A 24,081-nucleotide genomic window follows, 5' to 3' on the forward strand; every position below is an offset into this window, starting at 1 on the left:
TCATGATCGTCATTACCGCTCCCACCGGGAACATCGGCAGGCGGCTGCTGTCGCTGCTGGTCGAGGCCGCGCCCGCACACGGAGAGGAGGTGCGCGTCGTCGTACGCGATCCCGCCCGGCTCCCCGAGGCCGTGCGCGGACGGGTCGAGGTGATCACCGGCTCGCACGGCGACGCCGCGACCGTCGAGCGTGCCTTCACCGGGGCCGACGCCGTCTTCTGGCTGGTGCCGCCGGACGCCTCGGCCACGCCCGACGAGGCGTTCAGCGGCTTCACCCGCCCGGCCGCGCGGGCGTTCGCCGCCCTCGGCGTCGGCCACGTCGTCGGCGTCTCGGCGCTCGGCCGCGGCACCCCACTGGCCGACCGGGCCGGGCTGGTCACCGCCTCCCTGGCCATGGACGACCTGATCGCCGGCTCCGGCGTCGCCTACCGCGCCCTGGCCTGCCCGTCCTTCTACGAGAACCTGCTGGAGGAGGCCGGCTCGATCCGCGAGGACGGCGTCTTCACCGACACCGTCGCCGCGGACCGCCCGGCCCCGCTGGTGGCCGTCGCCGACATCGCCACGGCGGCCGCCGGGCTGCTGCTGGACCGCTCCTGGACCGGCGTCGGCAGCGTCCCGGTGCTCGGCCCGCAGGACCTGTCGCCCGACGACCTGGCCCGCATCATGACCGAGGAACTGGGCCGTCCGGTCCGCTACCGGCGCCAGCCGCTCGACGAGCTGCGGTCCACCCTGCTCTGTTATGGGCTCGACGAGGTGTTCGTCGAGGGCATCGTCGACATGAAGCGCGCCAAGGACCAGGGCCTGGACGCGGGCGTCGACCGCGCGCCGCAGGCGATCCCGGCAACCGGATTCGCGCAGTGGTGCGCGCGGACCCTCAAGCCCGCCGTCCTCGCCGTCCCGGAGGTCGTCGATGCCCGCTGACCGGACCGTGCCGCCTGTCACCGCGTTCATGCTGGTCAAGACCACGCCCGAGTGGCTGGCGATGACCGTGGCCGAACGCGTCCAGGCCTTCACCACCCAGGTCGTCCCGGTGATCGAGGCCCGTACCCGGGGTGTCCGGTCCCGCTTCTACGACACGGAGTTCTACTCGGCGCGGGTCACCGACGTATGGGTCTGGGAGGCGGACGACCACGAGGCGTACCGGCTGCTGATCGACGCGCTGCGCGAGACCCCCTTCTGGGACCGCTACTTCGACGTGGTCGACCTGCTCGTAGGCACCGAGAACGGCTACGCCCGCACCTACGACCTGAACCCGGTGGCCACCCTCGCCACCTGACGCCTCTCCGACGACGCCCGAACGCGGTCTACTCCACGTTCGGCGCGTCGTCGGCGACGCTCACCCGCAACTGGGCGCTGGACGACACCACGCTCCCCACCGGGGCATCGGCCAGCTTCGCGTCCACGACCACCCCCCGGCGGCCGAGATAGTCGTAGGTCTTCCGGTCGAAGATGTACTCCTCCCTGACCCCCATGGGCGACACCATCGCCGCGGCTATGCCCTCGCGGCCCGCGGCGTCCTGGGCCTCCCGCACCGTCACCACCCCGGGAATCGTGGCCGCCGCGCGGAACAGCGCGGCCCGCTGCGCGGCGGGCAGGTACGACTCGTCGAGCAGCCCGCCGACCCGGTTCCACGCCTCGTAGTTCCGCAGCCTGTCGTCGGGCACCTGCGTGTACAGGTGCCTGCGCATGCCCTCGGTGTCGGTCGGCAGCTTGCTGACGTAGGCGTAGTCGTTGCGCAGGAACTCGGCTCGGTCGTCGAAGTCGGCCGCCCGATCGGGACGGCCGGGCCTGCCCGTCGGCGCCTCCTTCCGCGCGGCCGGTGGCAGCGTGTGCCCCGGGTACGGCAACGGCGCCAGGACCTCCTCCTGCAGCACTCCCCCGACCGCGCTGCCCTCGACCGGCAGCCAGATCGTGCGCTTGGAGCGCGACAGCCAGATCCCGTCGCTCCCTCCGGACGTGTCCATGCTCTGCGACTCGTAGACGAGGAACTGGCCGGGCCTGGGATGCAGCTCCGGACGGCTGCCGGCGTGCTCGGCCGCCCGGGTCAGCACCTCCACGGCCGCGACCGTACGGATCATCGGCGGGGGTGGCGTCGGGGCGGGCTGGTTCTGCACCACGAACACCGCCACTCCCACCGCGGCCGCCAGACCTCCCGCCAGCGCGGCACGCAGTCCGAGGCGGTGAAAGCCGGGACGGCGGGCGTCGGTACGGGCCGGCGCCGACATGGCGGCCATCAGGCGCTCCGCCTCGGCCCGCAGGTCCCCCTGCACGGGCACCTCGGAGCGGAAGTCGTTGATCTGGGCCAGCTCATCCATGGCGAACCTCCTCGATGACGAGTGCAGTGGGGTCGGTCCCGCCCAGTTCCTCGCGGATCTTGGTACGGGCGCGGTTGACACGCGAGCGGACCGTTCCGACGCGGATGCCGAGCGCCTCTGCGGCTTCGGTGTAGCTGAGGCCGCCCCAGGTCACCAGGAGCAGCACGTCGCGGTGCCCGGCGGGCAGCGCGACCAGCGCGGCGGCCAGGCGCCGCCGTACGGCCTGGGCGCTCAGCCGCTCGTCGCTGCGCGGGGTGAAGGGCTCGGTGACCGGGTCCACGCCGGTACGGGCCAGCAGGTTCAGCTGTCTGGCCTCGGTGCGCTTGTGGCGGCCGATGAGGTTGGTGGCGATGCCGTACAACCAGGGGCGAGCATCGTGCCTGGCCAGGTCGTAGCGACCACGCTGGTGGAAGGCGGCGAGGAAGGTCTCCGCCACCACGTCCTCGTCGCCGTCGAGCCCGAGGCGGCGGACGACGAATCTCTTGATCTCGGCCGCGTGCCTGCGGAAGATCTCCCCGAAGACCTCGGGCTCCTGCCGGGACCGCTCGATGACGGCGGAATCGGCGGGGCTCGTATCTGACATGCTCTGGCCTCTCGGCTCACGGATGGAACACCCCTACTTGCCCGCCCGAGGCCGACCGGTTCCCACCGTGAGGCCCGACCCCGCCCTGAGGGTGTTCTGCCTCTACGCCTGAGGGTCGAGGAAGACTCTGCCGAGCGGGCGGTCCTCGACGACCCGGCGCTGTGCCTCGGCGGCCTGTTCCAGCGGGTAGACCCGGTCGACCGCCGGTCGCAGGGCGCCTTCGGCCAGATGCCCGAGCAGGGTGCCGTAGGTGTCGGCGAGTTCCCGCTGGGCGAACGCGGTGAACAGGAATCCTTCGAGCCGGGCGGTCTTCCAGATCAGGTCGGTGACGTCGACGGACGCCTTGGTGCCGGCCGTGTACCCGATGCTCACCACGACCCCGCCCTGCCGCAGCGCGCCGAGTGCCTGACCGGTGAGGTCGCCGCCGAGACCGTCGAGGACCACGTCCACGCCGGCGCCGTCGGTCAGCCGGGCGACGCCGGCGGCCAGTGTCTCGGTCTCCAGGTCGATGACGGCGAGACTGTCGGCCTGCGGGATCGCGGCGAGACGGTCGGCGCCGCGGGCGGTGGAGATGACTTTGGAGGCGCCGAGGAGCGGGGCCACCTGTGCCGCGGCGGAGGCCACCGCGCCGTAGATGCCGGGTGCCAGCACGACCTGCCCCGGCCGGAGGCGGGCGACCCTGGTGAGCGCCAGCCAGGCGGTCAGATATCCCGAACCGGCCGCCAGAGCCGCGGCTTCGTCATCGTCGACCTGCTCGGGGATGGGGACGAGGTGGCTGGACGGTACGGCCGCCTCCGCACGCCACGTGCCGTCGAGTTTCGTACCGTAGCCCCAGCCGCACAGCAGGACGCGGGTCCCGGGCGCGTGTCCGGAGGCGCCGGGGTCGATCACCCGGCCCACGGCGCTGGCTCCGGGGACCAGCGGCAGCGGCTTGCGCATCGACGGAGGCAGCACACCGTTGCGGACCTTGTCGTCGAGCGGGCTCACCCCGGCCCGGGTGATCTGGATCAACACCTCGGCGTCGCCGGGCGTCGGCCGCGGCACCTGGTCGATCCGCAGGTTCTGGAGGCCGCCGAACTCGTGGAATCGTACGGCGCGCATCATGCCAGCCGCTGCGCGTTGAGCCAGACGGTGCCCGGGTTGAGGCGGTCCGGGTAGCGCCGGGTCATCTCGTCGAAGAACGCCTGAGGGGTGGGCTTGGCGGCGACCACTTCGAGGGCGGTACGCAGGTATTCGGCGGTCTCGTCAAGGATGCGTGGATCGTCCGGGCGGTCTGGATCCTTGTGCCCGGCCACCACGGCCGTGGGCCGCAGGGCGCGTACCGTCTCGATGGCCTGGAGCCAGGTGTCCACGCCGCCGTCGAACCCGCCGTCGGCGAGGTACTGGTGCACGTTGTTGTACGCGACGTCACCCGCGACGACGAGGCCGAGCACCGGCACGTGCAGCACGGTGGAGTCGTCGCCGTCGCTGTGGCCGACCTCGATCGGATGCAGCCCGTGCCCTTCGAGCACGAGCCCCTCGGCCGGCACCGGCTGGGCGGTCACCCGCAGGTCGGGAAGCTGCCCGGGGAACAAATTCTCCCAGAACGACCGGCGCCGCCCGCTGATCGAGGCGTGCATCAGCCGGATCGTGCCCTCGGTGGCGACGACCGTCGCTCCCGGGAAACGCTCGGCCAGCAGCGCCGCGCCGAACCAGTGATCACCATGACCGTGGGTGATGTAGATGTGGGTCAGATTCTTGCCGGAACGTTCGACCCAGTCGCCGGCCTGCCGGGTCTGCTCGACGGTGAAGGGCGGGTCGACCAGGATCGCGTCTCTCGCGCCCTGGATGAGGGTGGTCGAGAGCGGCGACCACTGTTGTGGCGCGCCGGTGGGAAGCGTGCCGCTCGTGGGGATCTGTCCTGATACCCACACTTCGTACGATGGCTGCGCGGTTGTGCTCACCATGCTTGCTCCTTGTCGATAAGCTACTATCAATAGGTGAGAAGCTATCGAAAAGATAGTAAGTCGGGAAGGTGAGTCATGTCACATCGCCAGCTGGACCCGGACGACATCCGGCCGTACTGCCCGTACTACGCCGCGGCGATGGACACTCTGGGGCGCCGCTGGGCCGCGACGGTGTTGCGTGCGCTGCTCGGCGGGGCCACGCGGTTCAGCGACATCGCGGCGGCCGTACCCGGCATGACCGACAAGCTGCTGTCGCAACGCCTGAAGGATCTGGAGGCCGACGGGCTCGTCGAGCGGGTCGTGCAGGCCACCACTCCGGTACGGGTCGACTACCGGCTGACCGAGAAGGGTGCCGCGCTCGGCCTGGTCCTGCTCGACCTCAACCGCTGGGCACTGGACTGGATCACCCTCCCCGCCAACCCTTGAGGTTCTTCACGACCACGGCCGGCGGAGGTTCGGTAGATCAAATCCGATATGTTGTCTTTTGTCATGTCTTCGCACTGTCTTGGGGGCGTTGTCGGTGCGCGCAATACCGCTGATCGTGGCTCTCGTACTGAGCCTGGCCGGTTGCGGTGCGCTCCCCGGACTGCCGCTGCGGCCCTTCGACGCACCTGCACCGACCCGAACCCCGACCACCTCGCCGCCTCCCTCGCCCACCGCCTCGCCCACCACGAGCACCACCCCCGCTCCCTCCGCGACCAGGGCGGCCCTGACCGTCCCGCAGGCCCGGAACGCCATGCGGAAGTGGGTGGACGACTACAACGCGATGCTCAGGAAGCGCAAGTGGTGGCGGTCGAACGCCCGCCTCGACGCCCTGTTCATCGAGGGGGCACTGCACGAGGGCGTGCTCGAACGCAGCCGTGAGGACCTCGGATGGAAGCCGGAGCACAAGCCGATCAACCCGACCGGCACCCCGACGCTCTATCTGCCCAGGCCGGAACGGCAGCCGGCGATCGGTGACTGGTTCATCGCGAAGGCGACCTACAAGGACACCAAGGGACACAGCCGCCCGCACGTGCTCGCGTTCTTCCGCTCCCCCGGGCAGTCCTTCAGGCTGGCCGTCGTGACCCCGCTGCACTGGGGGCAGCAGATGCCCAAGCCGCTGCTCGACGCCGACGGTTACGTCACCGACATGGACAACGCCGTGGCGGGAGCCGTGGCCGAGGAGTACCGGAACTTCTGGAACGGGGAGAAGAAGAAGGAGGGCGACTCCGGCTACCGCCTGGCCAGGAACAACTACAGCCGCAAGGCGTTCCCCGAGGTCAACAAGGGGATGTACGTCGGATATGCCAGTTACGGCGCCGTCTTCGGCTTCCGTACGGCGAGTGGCGGCATGTTCTTCCTGTTCGCCCTGCTCAACGACCCCAAGAGCGTCAACAACGTGCTGAGCGAGGCGCTGCTGGTGCCCAAGGGCAGCAGGGCCATCCAGGAGCTCGGCGGAAGCTGGTTCTCCTAGGTGCGCATTCCTGCGCCATGGCACTTCTGCAACTGAATCTTGCCGGTCACCGGGAATGGGTTTCGGTGTGGCGTCGATGAGTTGATTCGTGGCAAGTGTAAACATCGTACCGGTCTAGATGCCCTGCTCGGCGTGCGGAAAAGGCCGCATTCCGGTCTATGGGTTCGGATAGCGACTACGGGCTGCATTCCGAAAGGAACGGTACATGTTCACACTCGATATGCGAGCAAAAGCCGACACCATTCCCTTCCGATCGACGGCATGTCGCCTTGGGCGGACCACGAGACGGGCAGCCCTACGCGGCTCGCTCTCGACGGCCCTCGTCTTCAGCATGGTCCCGGCGGCACATGCGGACGACGACGGACCATGTGGCGAGCGCACTTTCTTCAAAATCCATCAGCTCTCGCCGAGAAATTTCTTCATCCCCCGCACCCGCTACATTGACGGTCCCGGCGGGACCATCACGGTGACGGTGACCCGCGAATACGAGGTGAGGGCGTTCCGGGAGACGGAGAACGAGCACCAGGTCTCGATCACGACCGGAGATCTGGTTCGCAATCTACGCAAGATGGGGGTCCCGCACCTCGAAGAGCGGCATATGGTTTTCACCGGGCATGAATACAGCCGGACTATTAGTAAGGGGATGTATGGCAATATGTGGTACCGAGTTTTCGGTTACCGCATCGGCTGGTCGGCCTGGTCGGTGCTCGGCACCTGCCGGGAGGTCAGGGTCGCCGCGGGCATCGCCAACGTGCCCGCCAGGGTGGAGGGCTGGCGCTACTGGGAGTCCAGGCACCCCACCTTCAAGGGCCGCACGTTGTCCCTCGACGGTACGGATCCCTCCGGCGGCGGCGGCGATGGGTCGAGGGCGGGGACGGGGGCGGCGGCGCGGGCGGGGAAGCCGCCTTGGTTGGGGCCGTTGACGGCCCCGCTGACGAGACCGTCGTTGCCGCGACAGGCCCCCTCGACCCCGAGGGAGAAACCGCGCAGGCGCTGACCCGCCGGCCGCCGCGCCCCCTGCGTCAGGAGAAACGATCCAGCCCGGTGAGTTCGCCGGACAGAGCCCACAGCCGGGACGCGGAACCGGGATCGATCGCCCACGGCTTGACGCCGCCGACGAGCATGTCGTCAGTGGTCGCGGGTTCGGCGATGTCGCAGTCCTGGCAGTAGGCGGCGCCGTACTGGTCGAGCAGGGGTGAGGTGGCCGCCCACACGGCCGTCGCCGCACCCTGCGCCGGGGTCTTGAAGCCGTCGGCCCGGCGGCCCTCCGGGGTGATCCAGCCCTGGGCGATCTGCTGCTCGCGGGGGATGCGCCGTTGCAGCGGGGTGAGGATGCTGCCCGGGTGCACCGCGAAGGCACGTACGCCATCGGCCGCCCCGAGGGCGTCGAGATGGACCGCGAACAGGGCGTTGGCCGTCTTGGACTGCCCGTAGGCGAGCCAGTGGTCGTAGCCGTGCCGCAGGTGCGGGTCGTCCCAGCGGATGTCCGACAGGAAGTGCCCGGACGAGGCGACCGACACCACCCGCGCCCCGGCCAGGGCCGGGCGCAGGCGGTTGACCAGGGCGTAGTGCCCGAGGTGGTTGATGGCGAAGTGCGGTTCCCAGCCCGGCCCGATGAGCGTGTCCGGGTACGCCATGACCCCCGCGTTGCCGATGACGATGTCGAGCGGCCGGCCGGTCTCCAGGAACCGGTCGCTGAACATGCGGATGTTGTCGGGGTCGGCCAGGTCGAGTTCGTGCACCTCCGTGCGCGGGATGCCGTACAACGCCTGTGCCGCCGTGGCGGGACGGCGGGCGGGCACGACGACGTGCGCCCCGGCGCGGGAGAGCGCCCGCGTGGCCTCCAGCCCGAGACCTGAGTAACCGCCGGTGATCAGGACGTTCTTGCCGGTCAGGTCGATGCCGGCGAGGACGTCGTCCGCCGTGCTGTGCGCGTCGAACCCCGAGCCGATCTTGTGTTGCGTGATTGCCATGGACGCGACGGTAGAATCTAGAGTGCGATCTAGGTCAAGCTATGGCGGTGGAGCATGAGCAGGCACGCGGACGGCCTTTCCATCGGAGACGTCGCGAAGGCGACCGGCCTGGGCGTGCACGCCCTGCGGTTCTTCGAACGTGAGGAGCTCTTCCTCCGCCCGATTCCGCGTACGGCCGGAGGACAACGCGTCTACGACTCGGCGGACGTGGAGTGGCTCCTGCTGTGCAACCGGCTACGCGAGTCCGGCATGCCGATCGCCACCCTGAAGGCGTTCGCCCGGCTCGTCCGATCCGGTCCTGGCAACGAGGCGGAGCGGCTCGCGCTCCTGGAGGAGCACGAGAGAACCGTCCAGGACAGGATCGCCGACCTGACGGACAGCCTGGAGATCATCCACGGCAAGGTCGTCACGTACCGCAAGCACGTCGAGGAGGGAACCGCGGCCGGACTCTGGTCGCCGACCCCGTCCACGCCGGGGGCATGACGCGGGTCACCATGGGAGCGAGGCCGCACCTACGGTGAGTCGATCACGAGGGAGCCCCCATGAACGTCCGTCGCCCCCTGGGGGCCACAGCCTTCTTCGTCGCCCTTCAGTTCACAGGGATCCCCCTGCTGCTCAGACTGCTTCTCACAGAGGAGAACAGGTCCGACCCGAGAGCGTATCCGCGGTACCCGCCTCCACCCGGCTTACCTCCGGAACACGAGCAGTACGTGACCTGGACCAACGGTCACATCGCATGGGTCGCCCGGACGGCCCACCGCTCCTGGATCCGGTACAACATCGCGGCGGCGGTCTCCGGCCTGTCCGCGATCGGAACCACGTTCACCGTGGCCGTGCAGGCCCCGCCCTGGCTGACCGCCACGCTCGGGCTCGTCGCGGCGGTCGGCCAGTTCTTCCAGCAGTTCGGGCATGACCGCGAGAAGGCTCACCTCGGCCACCAGCAGGCGGTCAAACTACAGAAGGCTCTCCGGGACTACGTCACCGACTCGGCGGAACTGTCCGGAACGCAGTTGCGCCGGCGGTTCGCGGAGTTCCGCCGGCAGTTCGAGAGCCTCAAGGAGGAGTACGGGTCGGAGATCCTCAAGGTCAGGGCTCTGGACATGCCGCAGATCGCTCAGCAGAACGGCTCCGATCCCAGCCGGAACGCCTAGCGAGCCGGTGGTCACCACGTGACGGGCAGCCTCGTCAGGCCCGATCCGCGCGTGGTGGTCAGTTCGCCGGCGGGTACGGCGAGGGTGAGCGAGGGGATGCGGGTGAACAGGGCGCGGAAGGCCGTCTCCAGTTCGGCGCGGGCCAGGTTCTGCCCGAGACACTGGTGGATGCCGTGGCCGAACGTCAGATGTTGCCCGGCAGGCCGCTGCACGTCCAGCTCCAGGGGGCGGTCGAGCAGCCTCTCGTCGCGGTTGGCGACGGAGGTGACGATCAGTACGCCGTCGCCCTCGCGGATGAGCCGCCCGCCGATCTCGACGTCCTCGATCGCCACGCGAGGGAGCAGGCCCTCGCTGGACACGTACCGCAGGAGCTCCTCGACGACGCCGGGCAGCGCGAGCGTGCCGCTGCGGACGGCCGCCAGCTGGTCGGGGTGTTCGAGCAGCGCGAGGGTGCCCAGCGAGATCATGCCGGAGGTGGTGACGTGTCCGGCGATCAGCAGGATGAGAGCCAGCCCGACGACCTCGTCCCGGTCGATCGTGCCCTGGTTCACCTGGTGGGCGAGCAGGTCGTCGATCAGCCCGTCGCCGGGGTGCGACTGTTTGGTCCGTACCAGCGCGTCGAGGTAGCCGCTGAGTTCTGCCATGGCCTGAGGGGCGTGCTCGGGGTCGTGCCGGAGCCTGGCCTGCCGTTCGAAGAAGGCACGGTCCTCGTACGGGACGCCGAGGAGTTCGCAGATCGCCAGCGAGGGCACCGGCAGGGCGAAGCCGGACACCAGGTCGGCGGGCGGGCCGGCGGCCAGCAGGGTGTCGAGCCGGTCGTTCGCGAGTTGTTCGAACCTGGGCCGCAGTGCCGTGACGCGCCTGACGGTGAACGCCGAGATCAGCGCCCTGCGTTGGCGCTGGTGTTCCTTTCCTTCGGCGCCGAGCAACATCGGCCTGGTACGCGGGCCCGGTACGTCCGGCAGCGGCAGAGGTGAGCCCGGGTGCGTGCGGTCGGCGGTCAGCCGGGAGTCGGCCAGCAGGGCGCGGCCCTCGGCGTATCCGGTCACCGCCCACGCCTCGCGCCCGTCGGGCAGCCGCACCTTCGTCCCGGCGTCCCCGCCGGGCCGGCGGGACGGTCGGTAGCCGTCCGCCGGGAGGTACGGGCAGGATTTGACGGTCGGCAGGCCGGGCAGCGCGTCGGTGGTGTGTTCCGTCATGGTCGGTCCTCCACGCGAATCGTCGCCTGCTTAAGATGCGCAGTGCATCTAATTACCGCAAGCACGGTAACACGCATAAGATGCGAAGCGCATCTTAAGGAGTGATTCGATGACGGCCACGCGGCGGCGCGGACAGCGGCTGGACGACGCCATCCTCGACGCGACCTGGCAGGTCCTTCAGGAGGCCGGCTACGCCAGGCTGACGTTCGAGGCGGTCGCCGCCCGCGCCGGCACCAGCCGCCCGGTGCTCAACCGGCGCTGGCTCACCCGGGCCGAGCTCGCGCTCGCGGCCATGGAACGCGCCGCCCCGCCCGTCGTCGCGGCGCCGGACACCGGGAGCCTGCGCTCGGACCTGGTCGAGCTGCTGCGGCAGGCCGTCAACGGGTTCGGCGCCGTACGGGGCGAGGTGCTGGCCGGGCTGCTCGCGGAGACGGCCCGCGACCCGGACGCCACCGCCGCCGTACGCGCGTGGATCGCGCGGTCCACGACCGGGGACACGATGGCCGCGATCCTCGCCGGCGCGGCGGAGCGGGGCGAGATCCGCACCGCGGACGTCCCCGCGCGCGTGCTCCGGCTGCCGTTCGACCTGGTACGCAACGAGGCGATCCGCTACGGCCTCCCGGTCGCCGACGACGCGATCGCCTCCATCGTCGACGACGTCGTCCTTCCGCTCGTCGGCCACACATGTGGTGAGAGGCCTGCCGCCGCTCCGCCCCCAGGATGACAGCTGATCATCCACACGACGGACGACGCCTCCCGTGCCCTCTCCCTAACGTGTTCCACGCGATGGGGCGCATCCGGCTCCCCATGCGTACGAAAAGGGCGGGATGAACATGGGGAAGACTCGCACCAGCATCGACGACATCGCGGCCCTGGGCGCTGAGCTCGACGAGGGCCAGCTGCTCCAGGTGAACGGCGGCGCCAAGAGCCAGGTCATCGTGATCCACGGTGGCCACTCGCACACCTCCGGCGACAGCAACTAGTACGCCGTGGGGGCGCGGCCCAGGTCGCGCCCCCGACCGGAACCACACTGATGATCCTCGTACTGACCTGCGGCGGTGACGAGCACGCCGAACGTGTCATGGGGGCGCTCGCCGGGGCGGACGTCACCGTCTTCGACCCCGCGCGGTTCCCCGCCGCCGCCACCTTGGAGATCGGTCATCCGGGCGACGGCTCGACCGTCCGGACCCTCGGGCATGGCGGCCGCCGTCTCGTCCTCGACGAGCTGACCGCGATCTGGTACCGCCGCCCCGGGAATCCGGTGGCCCACCCTCTGACCGTCGCCCGCGACCACGTCGAGGAGGAGTGCCGCGTCATGGCCGAGAGCCTCTGGGACGGCCTGGGGTGCCTCAAGGTCCCCGCCTCCAGACCGGTCATCGACCGCGCGGGGCGCAAGCCGTACCAGCTCGAAGTGGCCAGGCAGCTGGGCTTCGAACTGCCCGCGACGCTGATCACGAACGATCCCGAGTCCTTCCTCGACTTCTACGACCGGCACGAGGGCCGGGTGATCACCAAGCCCGTGCACGGCAATCAGCTGGAGGCGGACGGTGAACGGTTCGGGCGGTTCGCGGCGCCCGTGACCCCGGCGGACCTCGGTCATGCCGACGCCCTGCGCCTGTGCCCGGTCATCGTCCAGGCGTACGTTCCCAAGCGGGTCGAGGTGCGGGTGACGGTGGTGGGCGGCGAGCTCTTCGCGGCGGAGATCCACTCCCAGGTCAGCAACCACACCCGGTACGACTGGCGGCACTACGACCCGGGGGCCACCCCCGTGCTGCCGCACGACCTGCCCGGCGAGGTCTCCCGGCGCTGCCTGGAGCTGGTCGAGCGGCTCGGGCTGTCCTACGGCGCGATCGACCTGATCCTCACGCCGGACGGCCGCCACGTCTTCCTGGAGATCAACCCGAACGGCCAGTTCCTGTGGATCGAGGACGCGACCGGCCTGCCGATCAGCACGGCGATCGCCGAACTGCTCAAGAGCGGAGTGAGACGATGACGTACGGGCCGATGCTCGCCGACCTGCTCGGCCTGCTCAGCTCGGGTATGCCCGAAGGCGGCCTGGACGGGTTCCGCGCGGCGTACCCACAGGCCCGGACGCGACTGGTCGCCCAGCGCGAGGAGTTCGACGGATCTTTGCAGCACGCCCTGCTCATCAAGGACGGCGACGGCGCCACGATCTCGCTGTCCTGGTGTGCCGACCGGGCCCTGCCGTGGCCGTTGCGCGGCGTGCACCGTGCGGGCGAGCACCTGCTGCTCCGGGTCAACGGCATCGAGACGCCGGTGGCCAGGGCGATCGCCTGCCTGGACTTCATCTGGGACGAGTCCGCGCTGTCCGACCGGCTCGTCGCCGACAGCCTCGTACGCGAGGAACTGGCGGAGGCCCGCGAACCGCTGGGCGACACCGCGTTGCAGGAGGCGATGGACGCCTTCCGCCGCGCCCGCGGCCTGCTGACCGGCGCGGCGACCCGGGCCTGGATGGACCGCAACCGCATCTCCCACCAGGAGCTGGAGGAGCTGGTCGCCCTTGAGGCCGCCGTCGCCGCACTCCGCTCGCGGGTGGCCGCGGGACGGGTCGAGGACTGGTTCGCCGAACACGGCGCGGAGCTGGACGGTGACCGCCTCGCGCGGGCGGTGTTCGTCACCGAACCGGCCGTGCCCGACGCGGACGGGTTCCTCCACGCGGTGGAGCGGGCGTTCGCCGACGGCAGCGCCCGTCCGGGCGAGGTGTTCGCCACCCTGCACCGGGGCGACCTCGACGGGGAGACGGCCGAGCGGATCTTCGGGGCCGTTCCGGGGACGATCGCCGGGCCGTTCCCGGTGGAGGGCGGGCACCTGCTGGTCAAGGTCCTGGCGGTGGAGCCGGCCGTGCTCGACGAGGCCGTACGCGACCTCGTCGAACGCCGGATCTTCGGCGAATGGATCGAGGGGCGCAGGAACACGGCCAAGATCGAATGGTTCTGGGGGGTCGCGGAACGGACGGCTGCGGGTGCCGGGGCACCGCGCGAGCGTGCGTGAGGGCGCCGCCCGGTGGTTCAGGTCTTCTGGCGGTCGGCTCGCCATTCCGGGGCGAGCACCGACCAGACCTCGACGTCGTGCCGTTCGCCCCGGTGCGGGTAGCTTTCGCGTAGTACGCCGTCCCGGGTCATCCCGATCCGCCGGGCCACGGCGATGCTGGCCGTGTTCCCCGCCGCGGCCTGCCACTCCACGCGGTGGATGCCGCGTTCCTCGACGGCCCAGTCGATGATCACGCGGATGGCCCTGGTCACCAGGCCCTTGCCCGCTGCCGACGGCTCCAGCCAGCAGCCCGCCTCGGCGGTGCCGTGCTTGATGTCCATCGTCCGGAACAGGACGCCGCCGACCAGCTTGCCGTCGACCCAGATGCCGTAGATCCGCCCGATGTCGGCCGCGGCCTTGTCCGCGTACGTCCGCAGCACCGACCGGGCCGACTCCAGGTCGGTGACGAGGTCGGGCAGGGAGATGAACCGTCCGATGAACTCGCGTCCCCGGTCCATGTGGTTCAGGAACTCCTCGGCCCGCCAGGGCTCCAGCGGACGCAGCTCGGCGCCGTCGTCGCCCAGGGAAATCGCGAACATCGCTTCCTTTCCGTCCGGGATTAACCCGTTCTGTCGAGGAATCTTCTCACGGGGACGCGGCGGTCTCCTGGAGCCGTACGGTCCGGGGCCTCGGTCGCGCAGGGCGTCGTCGGGGTTGAGCAGCAGGCACGCCTTCATCGACAGGCAGCCGCAGCCGATGCAGCCGGTGAGCTCGTGTTCGAGCTTCTCGATCGCTCGGCGACGTTCCTCAAGCTACTTCTTCCACGTACGGGAGAGGCCCGACAGGGTGGGGCCGATGGCGATGCCGACGCCGGCCATGGTGCCCATCAGGGCGAAGGCGCGGTTGCGGGCCGCTCCGGCGTAGCTTGAGGCGAGGATGGCGCTGCCGGCCGCCATGAGCCCGGCAGCGCCGACGCCGGAGACGATGCGGGCGAGGTCGGTGATGATGATCGTCCGGCTCAGCGCCGTCGCGAGGAACCCGGCCACGAAGACCAGCGCCACCGCGACGAACACCCGCCGGCGGCCGATCCGGTCGGCGGCCGATCCCGCGACGAGCGTCATGGCCGCGAACGCCAGGTTGTATCCGGCGACGACCCAGTGCAGCGGGGACCCGGACGCGTCGAGATCCCGGCCGATGCTCGGCAGCGCCACCGCGGTTCCCGAGATGGACATCGCCACCAGCACGACGCTGACCAGCACCACCGGAAGCGTCAACGGAGAAGCCCGATCCACGGCGGCGGGATGTTCGGACGGTTCTGTGGAGGTGTCCATGCTGTTCGCTTCCTGTGGTCCGAAGGCCGACAGCGGACAGCCCACCAGCTCAACCTGAGTTGAGGTCAACTGCGCTGGTGAGGGCCTCGTGGCGGTAGTCCTTGGGCGGCAGGCCGTACTTCGCGCGAAAGGACCTGCTGAGGTCGGCGGCGCGGGGGAAACCCCAGCGTGCGGCGATGACGTTGATGGGCTGCCCGGCGAGCCTCGGATCGGCCAGATCGGCCCGGCAGTGTTCCAGGCGGCGGCGCCGGATCCAGGCGGTCAGCGTCGTGCCCTGACGCTGGAACAGCAACTGCAGGTAACGCACGGAGATGTGGTGCCGCTGCGCGACGGCGTGCGGCGTCAGGCCGGGGTCGCCGAGGTTGTGCTCGACGAACTCGCGGATGCGCGCCATCAGAGCCAGGTCCCGGGTCTCGGGCGACAGGCGGTCCTGCGCGTTCAGGCGATGGGCCACGAAGGCCAGGGCCATGTCCAGCGTGGCGGCGCCGAGCCGCTTCACGTCGGGCAAGGACATGGACGACGCCTCGCGTACCAGCGTCTTGAGGTAGGAGGCGAGGATCGCGCCGATGCCGCCGCCCGCGGGCATCCTGCCGGCCACGAGCGCGTCGACCTTGCCGGACGGCAAGGGCAGCTCGGACTTGGGCAGATGCACGATGATCGCCCGCGCCGGGCTCGGGCCGTCGAACGCGCCCCCCTCGTAGGGCCGGGAGGTGTCCCACATCACCAGGTCACCGGCGGCCATCCGGGTGTCGTTGCCGCCTTGGGAGATCCACATCGTGCTTCCGGCGATCAGGGCGAGTTCGTACCGCTCGGGGTCGGAGCGGCGGATCAGCGCCGGCGTGCGCACCGAGCTGAGCGCGGGGAACGACATGGTCGTCAGCTGTACGGCGTCCAGGTCGATCGCGCCCGCCGAGGCCCGGAAGTCGGCGGCGTGGCCGCTGGCGACCCGGATGGGCGCCACGTCGCGGCTGATCAGATCGCACCACCAGTCGAAGCGTTCGCCGGGCGGCAGGTCCGTGCTGTGCAGGGTGACGAGTCCCAATCCGCACCTCTCACGACATGATCTCGGGCTTGGAGACCCTACTCGATATGTGGCGAGAAACGCGCGGCCCGGCAACTGTCGAGGCAGTGGGCGGGCGGTCGCGAGGTGCCGTCTGTGCCGCCATTGCCAACGAACGTTGCGCGCACCGCCAACGACTTTCCCGATCGGCCGTGAGTAGGCTGCGCACGCCGGAATCATGAATTCCCGAACAATTCCCGGGTACGGCGGCACGATTCCAGCATGAAAGCCGTTCTGAAAAGGGCTTTCGGGGAGTGATGGAACGATGAACGGCGCCGGCGTCGCAGGTGACCCTTTACATATTCGGCCACAACTCAAGAATGTCGCCTGGGAACGAACGGGCGACGAGCTCCGCCTCGTGTACGACCCGCGTGACCAGTTGATGGTGAGCGACCCCGACGGCCACGTGGAGAAACTGCTCGCCCTGCTGTACGAGGGCGGCCGCACCGTCAGCCAGCTCGCCGACGAGCTGTCGCTGCCCGTCCAGGACGTGCTCGGCGCGGTCGAGTCCTTCGACGCCGAGCGACTGCTGGAGGACGGCGAGCGCCTGGGCAGGCTCGACGCCACCGAAGCCGAGCGCTACTTCAGCAATCTGGCCTTCTTCGAGTCGTTCGGGACGCTGGCGCGCAGCCGCGAGGACCTGCAGCGCCGGTTGAGCGAGTCGCACGTGCTGGTGCTCGGCACCGGCGGCCTCAACTCCAACACGATCCCGCATCTCAGCGGGCTGGGCGTCGGCAGGATGACCCTGGTCGACAGGGACACCGTCGACGTACGCAACTTCGCCAGGCAGTACCTCTACCGCTGGGAGGACCTCGGCGCCAGGAAGGTCGAGCGGGCGGCGGCGTGGGTGCGCTCTTTCGACCCCGCCATCGAGGTCCAGGCGATCGACACGGGCATCGAGAGCGCCGAGCAGCTGGCCGAGCTCATCGACAGGACCCGTCCTGACGTGGTCGCCTCGGGGATCGACCAGCCCAAGGAGATCGACCTCTGGGTCAACGCGGCCTGTGTACGGCACGGCGTGCCGTTCGTGCGCGGCGGCATCACGGTCACCAAGGGAATCGTCTGGTCGGTCGCGCCAGGGGTGAGCGCGTGCAGGGGCTGCGTACCCGCCGATCCGTCACCGAACCGAGCCACTGGACCCGGGAGCTCTGCGCCGAATGGGTCGCAGCCGTCGACCGGATGACCATCGGCGACTACATCCAGCGCAGCCACTCGGGGCTGGTCAAGCGGGCAGGGGAACCGCTCTCGCCGCGCACCAAGGCCGGATACCTCACCGCGACCAGGACGTTCTTTCGCGACCTGCACGAGTGGGAACAGATTCCCCGATGGTTCGACCCCGCCACAGCACTGCGAACACCCCGAAGCATCCAAGCGCTCATCGGCCCCAACCCCCGAGTGATCGACGACGACGTGTGGGCCAAGCTGCTCTGGGCCGGCCTCAACGTCGAACCCGAAGTTCCCGATCAGCTCCTACGGACTGTGCAACCCGATGGAGCTGGTCCGGGCGGTCACACTGACCTGGCTGTTCAGCGGCCTGCGCAGCGACGAAATCGCCCGGCTGCGCGTCGGCTGTGTCCGCTGGCAACACGACGACCAGCCGATCGCCGGAGACACCGATGAGGTCTTGGCCCGCGATGCCGTCTGCCTGCTGGACATCCCCACGCACAAGACCGGGACAGCGTTCACCAAGCCGGTCGACCCGCTCCTCGGCAAGGCCATCGAAGCCTGGCAAGCCATCCGCCCCGAGCAACCGACGATGCTGGACCGCAAGACCGGCGAACGCGTCGACTTCCTGTTCGCCTACCGAGCACGCCGGGTCGCCAACACCTACATCAACAAGACGATCATCCCGTCGCTATGCGGCAAGGCCGGTGTCCCAACCCGCGACGTCCGCGGCAACATCACCAGCCACCGGGCGCGCTCCACCATCGCCACCCAGCTCTACAACGCCAAGGAGCCGATGACGCTGTTCGAGCTGCAAGCCTGGTTGGGGCATCGGTCGCCGGACACTACTCAGCACTACGCCAAGATCACACCCAATACCCTCGCCCAGGCATACCAGGACGCCGGCTACTTCGAACGCAACGTCCGCACCATCGAGGTCCTGGTCGACCGGGAGGCGGTCGAGACGGTATCTGTCGGACCCGGTGTACCGCCGGAAGATCTCCCGGCAGCTCAACAAGGGCGAGTCCCTGCACGCGCTGCGCCGGGACCTGCACTACGCGCAGCAGGGCGCCATGGTCCGGCCGCACCTGCAGGACCAGACCGAGCAGTCCTGGTGCCTCACGATCCTCACCAACGCCGTCATCACCTGGACGACCGAGTACTACGCGATGGGCATCAAGGAACTGCGCGCCCAAGGCCGTGAGGTCCCCGACGAACTGCTGTCGTTCATCGCTCCCGGCCACCGGGAGAACATCAACTTCTTCGGCTTCATCGAGGTCGACATCGAAGGCGAGACTGCCAAGCTCGACGACGGCTGGCGGCCCCTCCGCCCGACCCTGGTGAACGAGGCCGGCACCACCTTCCTTCTCAACCCCTGAGCTCGTCCCGTTTTGAACGGTCGGGCAGCGGTCTCCAGAGTCCCTGCTCCTTCAGGAGCTTCCTGGCGGCGTGCTGGGTTCGTTGAGAGGCAGCAGTCTGAGCTGTGGCGATCTTGTGGAGTAGGTCAGCGAACAGTTCGGCCTCCTCGGGCCTCACCCAGCGGAGCGTGTGTGAGATCCAGTGGTCCGACCATGCGCTCAACCCGGTGCTGATGACGAATCGCACCGGTCCGGCAAGGTCGGGGTCAGTGGGGCCGAGCTCCGCGCGAGCCTCGGATTCGACCTCGTCACGTGGTCGTTCGACCAGAGGAAGCAGCCCGATGGACGCCTTGCCGAGCGGCACCGCGTGATGGTTGGGCGGCGCTTCGTAGGCCCACTGTCCGTCGAGGATGATCAGCCAGGTGCGCCCCGGCTGGATCTCGAGGATCTTGCGCTTCTCGACCGTCATGGCCAGAAGTATGTCGGTTTGCTGATGATGCTCGGCGAGCATTGCCGCTCACGGTGATTCGAGAAGTCGTCTGGTCTCCGGGCCTGCGAAGGCGTACCCAGGAGACTGTGCGTCCAGGTACTTGAGGACTCGGATGATCAAGCATTCTCGGATCATGTTCGACGGATCGTCACACGTGAGGAGCGCTTCCGTCACTGCGTAGCAGCGTTCAAGCACCGGGACGTCCGTTTTGGAGATGGCAGGCTCGAACACCTCCCACCAGAAAACCTCGGACATCAACCCGTACACGTTGTCGAGGAACGGCTCATGGTCGTACTCGGCGGCGTCCGCGATCTCCTTCGCTTCCCACGCAGCTAGAACCGGCCGAGCCTCAGGCAACTCCGACCGGAGGAACTCGCGCAGCGTCGCAACATCAACCATGGCGTGAAGCTACCTGATCAGACCCGGCCGAACTGATACGCATGCCTGGCGGCCCGAGCCAACCGGCACCCCATAGTCCGATCACAAGTGGGGGCGCAACCGGTCGACTCCGCCCCCTCGCCGGATCCGATCTGAATGCCGTGCCCGACCTGCTGGAACGGGCCGTCGATCCAATCGGATCCGATCCCGACTTACGCCTCCCCTTTTCGCCTCCTATGATGGCCGCTACCGCAACACCACACGGGCAGCAGATCGGAATCTTATGAGCTGCGAACCCGACCCGGCTGTCCTCTACCCGGACGTGGCCGCCCATGGCAGCCTCGCCGCAGCACTCCTCGCCGCAGCCGCCGGCCAGGGCCTGTCCCTGCCCCTGGCCGTCACTCCCTCCGATCCACTCCGCCATGCCACGATCGCCAGCCTCATCCCGCATCGCCACTCGTCCTACGTCACGGCGTGGCATCACGAACGGCGCTGGACCATCTGGGGCTCGTCTAACAACAGGCTCATGATCTGCGGCGCCACCGAGGATCTGCGTGAGCTTCCTCAAGTGATCCGCGGGTGGGCCGAAGGAGCCAGCCTCGAGGAGATCGGGCAGGCCGCACTCTTCGACGTCCTGACCGGACGTTTCGAGGTGCCCGACAACAACCCCGTCGACATCATCGCCTCAGAGTGGCAGTGGATGCTCAAAGACGCCCGCGACGCCGACTGGCCCGAATACCAGGCCCTCATCGAGGCCGCCTACGCCGAACCCAGGCTGCGACGGCTCTACCCCTACACCAGCCACTGGGCGCTGGGCTTCTCCAGCACGCCCGACTACCCGTTCTCCCGGCCCTTCGTCTGGATTGACGCACCACGAGGAGCCGGCGGCTACACCATCAGCGAAGGGCGCAACGACCCCGACCCGATGCAGATCCCCACACCCGCCGAAGCAATCGCCATCGCCGTCGACCGAATTCCCGCCGACCTGCAGCAGACATCCCTTGAGAACCCCGCGTAGGACTCCTGAAATCAACCCCGGCCGACCTGGGAAGGGGCACGATCGGGCATGGCCGACCGAATCTACCTTCGGTATTCCACCGACAAGCAGACCGATACCCGCCAACGACACGCCCTGGCCACGCTCCTGGGCGCCGGCGCCCTCACTTATGAGGACCCCGCCACTTCCAGCCGCCAGCTCTCCCTGGATCGCGCGGGATTCACCCGGCTCCTGCACGAGGCCGCCGTCGGCGACACCATCCGCATCGCCGACGCCGCCCGTCTGTTCCGCTCCGTGGCCGACATCCTCGCCCTGCGCCCCGTGCTCATCCGGCGCGGCCTGCACCTGCGCGTCGAATCCGGGCTGCTGTCTGGCATCGACCTTGCCTCAGACGACCCCGGCACCAAGATGATGGTCTCCGTGCTCGCCGCAGTGCTGGAGTTCCAGCGCGACATGATCAGCGAGAACACCCGCCAAGGCGTCGCCGCCGCCGAGGCCTCCGGCGAAACCCTCGGCCGCCCTACCGCCCTCGACGCCGCCCTCGCCGCCGACGTCGTAGAGGCCTACCGGGGCGGCATCGCCGTCAAGGCCCTCGCCCGCCAGCACCACGTCGCACCCAAGACCATCCGCCGCGTCCTGGACAACGCTGGGGCTCGCCAACCGCCCGACCATTTCGACACCCTCCCCGCCACCGGCGAACCCGCCGCCGATACCGCCAGCCCCGCTGCACGCAAAGCACACCGCGTGTATACCGCCCGCGTCGCAACAGCCTGCCCCTAACACCAGGAACTCGCAGGTCAGGGCCATATCCGTTGCATTTTCGCCGTTTGCTACGGGAGCCCCTTTGAGCGTTGCGGGCGCGCTGCTTGCGGCCGTGATTCTTGGTCATCGCTCTGCCTCTTTCGTGCGCTACGACCCCATGACTCGCGCGCAGGATTCAGAGCCTGACAACGCCATTGCATACTCCCCCGGGATGCCTCCTGGGGCGTCGCGTTGATGAACACAGTCCACCCCGGTAGACGGGGTGCGGTCACCTTTGCCATGTCCCTGACGGTCATGGGCCGCGCAGGGGGCTTGGGCCGAGCGACGACGGCCCGGCTGTCACTCTAGTCATCGCCTCGGCGTGGCGGAAGGCCGTCATACCCGTGATGTGCCGACCATTGCGATTCTGCCAGCGGTGCCCAGCCAGAGGTGCTGCGTGGGCATGCGGCCTGGCCAAGCAACGCTCGTCCGTATCGGTTGTGCGCTCCAGCATCACGCGGGCGGACAGCGGTTCGCCCCCTCTCCCATGCCTGGCAAACCGAGAACTGCCGAGCGAGCTCCTTGACGGCGCCCTGAAAACAGAGGTCTGGTTCTCCTCAACAGGTAAACACCCTGATGCTCTAGGACACCCTCGCCGAACCCGAGTGGGCCGAGGTACTCACCGACGCTGACTGCTGCGGCCTCACCCCGCTATTCACCACCAACATGACCCCGTACGGCACCGTGCAACTACGCACCGACCAGCGCCTGGACCTCAGCGGACCGCCGACACCGCCGGGTGGTCAGGACGGCCAGGCTCGGTAGCAGCGGGCTCGGTCGCCGGAGGCTGGGAGGAGCCCCCGCTCCCGGGATATCCGGCTTGGGGTGGGTCTGTCGCGCTTCGCCGCGCGGATGTCGTTGATCATGAGTAGGGTCGGTGGCCATGGACTTCACAGGGCGGAACGTGATGCTTTGCGGCCCGTTCCAGAAGATCGGAACGGGCGAGGCCGAACAGCAGCTGGTCGCGGCCGGGGTCCGCGTCGTGCGGGAGGTCTCGTCCGACCTGGACGCGATCTTCGAGGGCCAGGGGGACGTGCCGACCGGGGCGTACGCCCAGGGCATTCCGATCTTCGACGAGGCGACCCTGCTCTGGCTGTTGGAGGAGCCCGAGCCCGTTCTGGAGACCGACCTGTTCGGAACGCCTGACCTTGAAAGGCTGGCGGACGCCGACTGGGCGGCGTTCACCCCGGAACGGGACCTGCTCCCGCTGCGCGACCGGCTGGAGGCGCTCGAACGCGAGCACGGCGTCACCGACACCCACCGGATCGCCACTCAGCGGATCCTCGAACGGGGAACGACTCTGAGCCGCCCGCTCGGGCACGAGAGCGAACTCATCGCCTTCGCGCTCAGCCCGTGCGGCCGCTACCTCGCGACCGGGACCTGGCTCATGGAGGCCGGGCAGGACGGCTTCGGTGCCCTTCAGATCTGGGAGGTCACCACCGGCAAGTGCGTCAACACCCTGACCCGGATCGACGGCGGCGTCGGGTGGCCCGGCGAACTCGGAGCGATCCAGTGGTCGGCGGACGCACGGCACATCGGCATGGCCTTCAGGACGAACGCGGTCGGCGTCTGGGACCCGTTCGGCGAATCCAACGAACCCAGGGCGGAGGCCCAGGTGACGGACGGCGCTCCGCGTCCGCCCGCGTGGGCCATACATCCTGACGGGTGGCACGCCTTCATCTCCGCGGGCACGCACGAGCAGAGCGGCGTCCAGGGATGCGTCGTCCCAATGCAGGCGGGCCGGCTCTTCTGGGCGCCGGAGCTCCACGAGTACACCTTCACCAACTCGCTGCCTCCCGAGATCGGCAGGAAGGAACTCTGGGTCGAACGGCCACCGCTGTGGTCCCCCGACGGCGCCCTGCTGTACTGCCAGGAACGAGGCAGCGCATTCGTCGTCGACGTCGCGACAGGCCTGCCGACCTGGCACGCCGAGACCGGATGGGTGGCCGCGTGGAGCCCCGACGGCCGGTACCTCGCCCACATCTCTCAGCACGGGGTGGAGTTCCTGGACGCGACGAACGGGCGGCCGATGGGCCTGCGGGTCCACGACACGTCCCTCGACCGCTTCAACACATCCCTACACTGGGGCACTCGCGGCGCCGAGGTCCGGCTCGCCGTCGTGGTCAGCGAGGGCAGGGGCCGGATCGACCTGGGCGTCCACATCGTCGACGAGCGCGGGGGCCTCACCCTTCCGGACGTCACACCGCTCAACGCGGTCGACAAGGGGGACTGCGAGGCGTGGGCCTGGGCGCCGTCGGGCGACCGAGGCGCCCTCCTCACCGCCGCCGGCGAAGTCCAGATCTGGGACCTCGCCGACTCGGCCCGCCTCCAGCGCGCCTTCCCCGTCCCAGAAGGGGTCGAGGGCGTCCTGTGGGGCTCGGGCGAGGTGATCATCCTGGTCTCCGGCCGCCGCGTCCGGTTCGTCCGGGCCCACTCCGGCGAGGTCATGGCCGACTACACCTTCTCCGGCTGGTGGCAAGAGCCGGGGGACATCCTCGAAGACGACCTTCTCGAGCACTTCTTCCAGCGCTACGTCAAGCTCACCGACGGCACCTGGTGCATCCCCGTCGAGCCGTCCGCCGCCATCGCCCCACCCGAACGCCGCACCAAGATCGAGTCCTCCCTCGCCTGGACGGTCGACCGCCGCTTCGCCTGGCCCCTCCGCTGGGGCCACTTCGACATCTGGCCCGACGTCCCCAGCGCCGCCAAGGGCCTGACCTTCGACTCCCCCGACGCCCGAGCCGTCAAGGCCGCCGCCCGCCCCGCTTGACCGCCGGCTGCAGGGCGCACGATCTCCGTTCGCCGGGAGAACGAACGGCGCTTACACCTCGACCCAGATTTCCATTGCGAGCCCTACCCGCGTTCCGTCCGCCCATCACCAAGGCGGGG

General features: G+C 69.3%; 27 protein-coding genes and 1 pseudogene. 17 read left to right on the top strand and 11 right to left on the bottom strand.

The genetic code is table 11. From position 1 onward, the window contains the following. The first annotated feature begins 2 nt into the window (after nucleotides 1-2). The gene (locus DMB42_RS49955) at nucleotides 3-920 is read left to right on the top strand and encodes an NAD(P)H-binding protein (protein WP_125648457.1); all 918 of its coding nucleotides are present in this window, start codon (nucleotides 3-5) and stop codon (nucleotides 918-920) included. After that, nucleotides 910-1,275 carry a darcynin family protein gene (locus tag DMB42_RS49960; RefSeq protein ID WP_125648460.1) on the top strand — a complete coding sequence of 122 codons (366 nt, stop codon included), beginning with the start codon at nucleotides 910-912 and terminating at the stop codon, nucleotides 1,273-1,275. Before DMB42_RS49955 ends, DMB42_RS49960 begins: the two co-directional genes overlap by 11 nt. A gap of 28 nt (nucleotides 1,276-1,303) precedes the next feature. On the opposite strand, the gene DMB42_RS49965 is transcribed toward DMB42_RS49960, so the two are convergent. The 4 genes from DMB42_RS49965 to DMB42_RS49980 all read right to left on the bottom strand — a co-directional run bounded on the left by DMB42_RS49965 (nucleotide 1,304) and on the right by DMB42_RS49980 (nucleotide 4,843). Beyond that, nucleotides 1,304-2,314: a CU044_5270 family protein gene (locus DMB42_RS49965; protein ID WP_260478397.1), complete on the bottom strand. Its 1,011-nt coding sequence runs from the start codon at nucleotides 2,312-2,314 to the stop codon at nucleotides 1,304-1,306. After that, nucleotides 2,307-2,897, bottom strand: a complete 591-nt coding sequence (locus tag DMB42_RS49970; RefSeq protein WP_125648463.1) for an RNA polymerase sigma factor — start codon at nucleotides 2,895-2,897, stop codon at nucleotides 2,307-2,309. The genes DMB42_RS49965 and DMB42_RS49970 overlap by 8 nt, the downstream gene beginning before the upstream one ends. A gap of 102 nt (nucleotides 2,898-2,999) precedes the next feature. Continuing rightward, complete coding sequence (locus DMB42_RS49975; RefSeq protein WP_221762718.1) at nucleotides 3,000-4,001, bottom strand: zinc-binding dehydrogenase; 1,002 nt, start codon at nucleotides 3,999-4,001, stop codon at nucleotides 3,000-3,002. Continuing rightward, nucleotides 3,998-4,843: an MBL fold metallo-hydrolase gene (locus DMB42_RS49980; protein ID WP_125648466.1), complete on the bottom strand. Its 846-nt coding sequence runs from the start codon at nucleotides 4,841-4,843 to the stop codon at nucleotides 3,998-4,000. Before DMB42_RS49980 ends, DMB42_RS49975 begins: the two co-directional genes overlap by 4 nt. Nucleotides 4,844-4,918: 75 nt before the next feature. Here DMB42_RS49980 and DMB42_RS49985 point away from each other — a divergent pair, with 75 nt between their 5' ends. The 3 genes from DMB42_RS49985 (at nucleotide 4,919) to DMB42_RS50000 (ending at nucleotide 7,296) form a co-directional block, all read left to right on the top strand. Then, nucleotides 4,919-5,269 carry a helix-turn-helix domain-containing protein gene (locus DMB42_RS49985; RefSeq protein ID WP_125648468.1) on the top strand — a complete coding sequence of 117 codons (351 nt, stop codon included), beginning with the start codon at nucleotides 4,919-4,921 and terminating at the stop codon, nucleotides 5,267-5,269. Between the two features lie 115 nt (nucleotides 5,270-5,384). Next, the gene (locus DMB42_RS49995; RefSeq protein WP_185845288.1) at nucleotides 5,385-6,299 is read left to right on the top strand and encodes a hypothetical protein; all 915 of its coding nucleotides are present in this window, start codon (nucleotides 5,385-5,387) and stop codon (nucleotides 6,297-6,299) included. A 205-nt stretch (nucleotides 6,300-6,504) separates the two neighbouring features. After that, nucleotides 6,505-7,296, top strand: a complete 792-nt coding sequence (locus DMB42_RS50000) for a hypothetical protein (RefSeq protein ID WP_125648475.1) — start codon at nucleotides 6,505-6,507, stop codon at nucleotides 7,294-7,296. A 25-nt stretch (nucleotides 7,297-7,321) separates the two neighbouring features. On the opposite strand, the gene DMB42_RS50005 is transcribed toward DMB42_RS50000, so the two are convergent. Continuing rightward, nucleotides 7,322-8,272 (bottom strand): SDR family NAD(P)-dependent oxidoreductase, encoded by a 951-nt coding sequence (locus DMB42_RS50005; protein WP_125648479.1) that lies wholly within the window; start codon nucleotides 8,270-8,272, stop codon nucleotides 7,322-7,324. A 54-nt stretch (nucleotides 8,273-8,326) separates the two neighbouring features. Between DMB42_RS50005 and DMB42_RS50010 the strand changes: the two genes are divergently transcribed. Together DMB42_RS50010 and DMB42_RS50015 are read left to right on the top strand one after the other, a co-directional pair. Continuing rightward, nucleotides 8,327-8,755, top strand: coding sequence for a MerR family transcriptional regulator (locus DMB42_RS50010; RefSeq protein ID WP_125648482.1), 429 nt, complete (start codon nucleotides 8,327-8,329; stop codon nucleotides 8,753-8,755). Nucleotides 8,756-8,982: 227 nt separating this feature from the next. After that, the gene (locus tag DMB42_RS50015; RefSeq protein ID WP_125648485.1) at nucleotides 8,983-9,423 is read left to right on the top strand and encodes a hypothetical protein; all 441 of its coding nucleotides are present in this window, start codon (nucleotides 8,983-8,985) and stop codon (nucleotides 9,421-9,423) included. A gap of 11 nt (nucleotides 9,424-9,434) precedes the next feature. On the opposite strand, the gene DMB42_RS50020 is transcribed toward DMB42_RS50015, so the two are convergent. Further along, a complete protein-coding gene (locus tag DMB42_RS50020) occupies nucleotides 9,435-10,622 on the bottom strand; it encodes a cytochrome P450 (protein ID WP_125648488.1) in 1,188 nt (395 codons plus the stop codon). A 109-nt stretch (nucleotides 10,623-10,731) separates the two neighbouring features. Between DMB42_RS50020 and DMB42_RS50025 the strand changes: the two genes are divergently transcribed. The 4 genes from DMB42_RS50025 to DMB42_RS50035 all read left to right on the top strand — a co-directional run bounded on the left by DMB42_RS50025 (nucleotide 10,732) and on the right by DMB42_RS50035 (nucleotide 13,634). Further along, on the top strand, nucleotides 10,732-11,346 hold the full coding sequence (locus tag DMB42_RS50025; RefSeq protein WP_125648492.1) for a TetR/AcrR family transcriptional regulator: 615 nt from the start codon (nucleotides 10,732-10,734) through the stop codon (nucleotides 11,344-11,346). Between the two features lie 109 nt (nucleotides 11,347-11,455). Then, nucleotides 11,456-11,605 carry a hypothetical protein gene (locus DMB42_RS53890; RefSeq protein WP_185845289.1) on the top strand — a complete coding sequence of 50 codons (150 nt, stop codon included), beginning with the start codon at nucleotides 11,456-11,458 and terminating at the stop codon, nucleotides 11,603-11,605. A 50-nt stretch (nucleotides 11,606-11,655) separates the two neighbouring features. Continuing rightward, on the top strand, nucleotides 11,656-12,615 hold the full coding sequence (locus DMB42_RS50030) for an MvdC/MvdD family ATP grasp protein (RefSeq protein ID WP_125648495.1): 960 nt from the start codon (nucleotides 11,656-11,658) through the stop codon (nucleotides 12,613-12,615). Then, the gene (locus tag DMB42_RS50035) at nucleotides 12,612-13,634 is read left to right on the top strand and encodes a TIGR04500 family putative peptide maturation system protein (protein ID WP_125648498.1); all 1,023 of its coding nucleotides are present in this window, start codon (nucleotides 12,612-12,614) and stop codon (nucleotides 13,632-13,634) included. The genes DMB42_RS50030 and DMB42_RS50035 overlap by 4 nt, the downstream gene beginning before the upstream one ends. Before the next feature lie 17 nt (nucleotides 13,635-13,651). On the opposite strand, the gene DMB42_RS50040 is transcribed toward DMB42_RS50035, so the two are convergent. The 3 genes from DMB42_RS50040 to DMB42_RS50050 form a co-directional block, all read right to left on the bottom strand. Continuing rightward, a complete protein-coding gene (locus tag DMB42_RS50040; RefSeq protein ID WP_125648501.1) occupies nucleotides 13,652-14,212 on the bottom strand; it encodes a GNAT family N-acetyltransferase in 561 nt (186 codons plus the stop codon). Between the two features lie 213 nt (nucleotides 14,213-14,425). Further along, on the bottom strand, nucleotides 14,426-14,887 hold the full coding sequence (locus DMB42_RS50045) for an MFS transporter (protein ID WP_260478398.1): 462 nt from the start codon (nucleotides 14,885-14,887) through the stop codon (nucleotides 14,426-14,428). A 106-nt stretch (nucleotides 14,888-14,993) separates the two neighbouring features. Next, the gene (locus DMB42_RS50050) at nucleotides 14,994-15,986 is read right to left on the bottom strand and encodes a helix-turn-helix domain-containing protein (protein WP_221762719.1); all 993 of its coding nucleotides are present in this window, start codon (nucleotides 15,984-15,986) and stop codon (nucleotides 14,994-14,996) included. A gap of 376 nt (nucleotides 15,987-16,362) precedes the next feature. Here DMB42_RS50050 and DMB42_RS50055 point away from each other — a divergent pair, with 376 nt between their 5' ends. The 3 genes and pseudogenes from DMB42_RS50055 (at nucleotide 16,363) to DMB42_RS55805 (ending at nucleotide 18,547) form a co-directional block, all read left to right on the top strand. After that, nucleotides 16,363-17,187 carry a ThiF family adenylyltransferase gene (locus tag DMB42_RS50055; RefSeq protein ID WP_260478399.1) on the top strand — a complete coding sequence of 275 codons (825 nt, stop codon included), beginning with the start codon at nucleotides 16,363-16,365 and terminating at the stop codon, nucleotides 17,185-17,187. 306 nt (nucleotides 17,188-17,493) lie between these two features. Further along, nucleotides 17,494-18,027: pseudogene (locus DMB42_RS55800) on the top strand (tyrosine-type recombinase/integrase); the annotation flags it as partial. Between the two features lie 124 nt (nucleotides 18,028-18,151). Then, complete coding sequence (locus tag DMB42_RS55805) at nucleotides 18,152-18,547, top strand: Tn3 family transposase (RefSeq protein ID WP_185845290.1); 396 nt, start codon at nucleotides 18,152-18,154, stop codon at nucleotides 18,545-18,547. Here the strand turns inward: DMB42_RS55805 and DMB42_RS50070 are convergent. Both DMB42_RS50070 and DMB42_RS50075 read right to left on the bottom strand, forming a co-directional pair. Then, nucleotides 18,537-19,037, bottom strand: coding sequence for a hypothetical protein (locus tag DMB42_RS50070; protein WP_125648507.1), 501 nt, complete (start codon nucleotides 19,035-19,037; stop codon nucleotides 18,537-18,539). The two genes, DMB42_RS55805 and DMB42_RS50070, sit on opposite strands and share 11 nt — an antisense overlap. Before the next feature lie 6 nt (nucleotides 19,038-19,043). Beyond that, complete coding sequence (locus DMB42_RS50075; protein ID WP_125648510.1) at nucleotides 19,044-19,415, bottom strand: hypothetical protein; 372 nt, start codon at nucleotides 19,413-19,415, stop codon at nucleotides 19,044-19,046. Nucleotides 19,416-19,716: 301 nt separating this feature from the next. Here DMB42_RS50075 and DMB42_RS50080 point away from each other — a divergent pair, with 301 nt between their 5' ends. The 3 genes from DMB42_RS50080 (at nucleotide 19,717) to DMB42_RS50090 (ending at nucleotide 23,962) form a co-directional block, all read left to right on the top strand. Then, entirely contained in the window at nucleotides 19,717-20,412 is a 696-nt protein-coding gene (locus DMB42_RS50080) for a DUF6193 family natural product biosynthesis protein (RefSeq protein ID WP_125648513.1), read from the top strand. Nucleotides 20,413-20,460: 48 nt separating this feature from the next. After that, a complete protein-coding gene (locus DMB42_RS50085; RefSeq protein WP_125648515.1) occupies nucleotides 20,461-21,171 on the top strand; it encodes a recombinase family protein in 711 nt (236 codons plus the stop codon). Between the two features lie 904 nt (nucleotides 21,172-22,075). Further along, nucleotides 22,076-23,962: a WD40 repeat domain-containing protein gene (locus tag DMB42_RS50090; RefSeq protein ID WP_125648518.1), complete on the top strand. Its 1,887-nt coding sequence runs from the start codon at nucleotides 22,076-22,078 to the stop codon at nucleotides 23,960-23,962. Nucleotides 23,963-24,081: the final 119 nt, after the last annotated feature.

Source organism: Nonomuraea sp. WAC 01424 (assembly GCF_003947315.1).
Lineage (GTDB): Bacteria > Actinomycetota > Actinomycetes > Streptosporangiales > Streptosporangiaceae > Nonomuraea > Nonomuraea spiralis.

Excerpts from the sequence above, each read along its gene's own strand:
- DMB42_RS49970 (WP_125648463.1), bottom strand. The coding sequence starts at position 2,897 with ATGTCAGATACGAGCCCCGCCGATTCCGCCGTCATCGAGCGGTCCCGG.
- DMB42_RS49980 (WP_125648466.1), bottom strand. The coding sequence starts at position 4,843 with ATGGTGAGCACAACCGCGCAGCCATCGTACGAAGTGTGGGTATCAGGA.
- DMB42_RS50070 (WP_125648507.1), bottom strand. The coding sequence starts at position 19,037 with ATGCTCGCCGAGCATCATCAGCAAACCGACATACTTCTGGCCATGACG.
- DMB42_RS50040 (WP_125648501.1), bottom strand. The coding sequence starts at position 14,212 with ATGTTCGCGATTTCCCTGGGCGACGACGGCGCCGAGCTGCGTCCGCTG.
- DMB42_RS49965 (WP_260478397.1), bottom strand. The coding sequence starts at position 2,314 with ATGGATGAGCTGGCCCAGATCAACGACTTCCGCTCCGAGGTGCCCGTG.
- DMB42_RS50035 (WP_125648498.1), top strand. The coding sequence starts at position 12,612 with ATGACGTACGGGCCGATGCTCGCCGACCTGCTCGGCCTGCTCAGCTCG.
- DMB42_RS50090 (WP_125648518.1), top strand. The coding sequence starts at position 22,076 with ATGGACTTCACAGGGCGGAACGTGATGCTTTGCGGCCCGTTCCAGAAG.
- DMB42_RS50085 (WP_125648515.1), top strand. The coding sequence starts at position 20,461 with ATGGCCGACCGAATCTACCTTCGGTATTCCACCGACAAGCAGACCGAT.
- DMB42_RS50005 (WP_125648479.1), bottom strand. The coding sequence starts at position 8,272 with ATGGCAATCACGCAACACAAGATCGGCTCGGGGTTCGACGCGCACAGC.
- DMB42_RS50020 (WP_125648488.1), bottom strand. The coding sequence starts at position 10,622 with ATGACGGAACACACCACCGACGCGCTGCCCGGCCTGCCGACCGTCAAA.
- DMB42_RS49955 (WP_125648457.1), top strand. The coding sequence starts at position 3 with ATGATCGTCATTACCGCTCCCACCGGGAACATCGGCAGGCGGCTGCTG.
- DMB42_RS53890 (WP_185845289.1), top strand. The coding sequence starts at position 11,456 with ATGGGGAAGACTCGCACCAGCATCGACGACATCGCGGCCCTGGGCGCT.
- DMB42_RS49985 (WP_125648468.1), top strand. The coding sequence starts at position 4,919 with ATGTCACATCGCCAGCTGGACCCGGACGACATCCGGCCGTACTGCCCG.
- DMB42_RS50075 (WP_125648510.1), bottom strand. The coding sequence starts at position 19,415 with ATGGTTGATGTTGCGACGCTGCGCGAGTTCCTCCGGTCGGAGTTGCCT.
- DMB42_RS50025 (WP_125648492.1), top strand. The coding sequence starts at position 10,732 with ATGACGGCCACGCGGCGGCGCGGACAGCGGCTGGACGACGCCATCCTC.
- DMB42_RS49960 (WP_125648460.1), top strand. The coding sequence starts at position 910 with ATGCCCGCTGACCGGACCGTGCCGCCTGTCACCGCGTTCATGCTGGTC.
- DMB42_RS50000 (WP_125648475.1), top strand. The coding sequence starts at position 6,505 with ATGTTCACACTCGATATGCGAGCAAAAGCCGACACCATTCCCTTCCGA.
- DMB42_RS50030 (WP_125648495.1), top strand. The coding sequence starts at position 11,656 with ATGATCCTCGTACTGACCTGCGGCGGTGACGAGCACGCCGAACGTGTC.
- DMB42_RS49975 (WP_221762718.1), bottom strand. The coding sequence starts at position 4,001 with ATGATGCGCGCCGTACGATTCCACGAGTTCGGCGGCCTCCAGAACCTG.
- DMB42_RS50010 (WP_125648482.1), top strand. The coding sequence starts at position 8,327 with ATGAGCAGGCACGCGGACGGCCTTTCCATCGGAGACGTCGCGAAGGCG.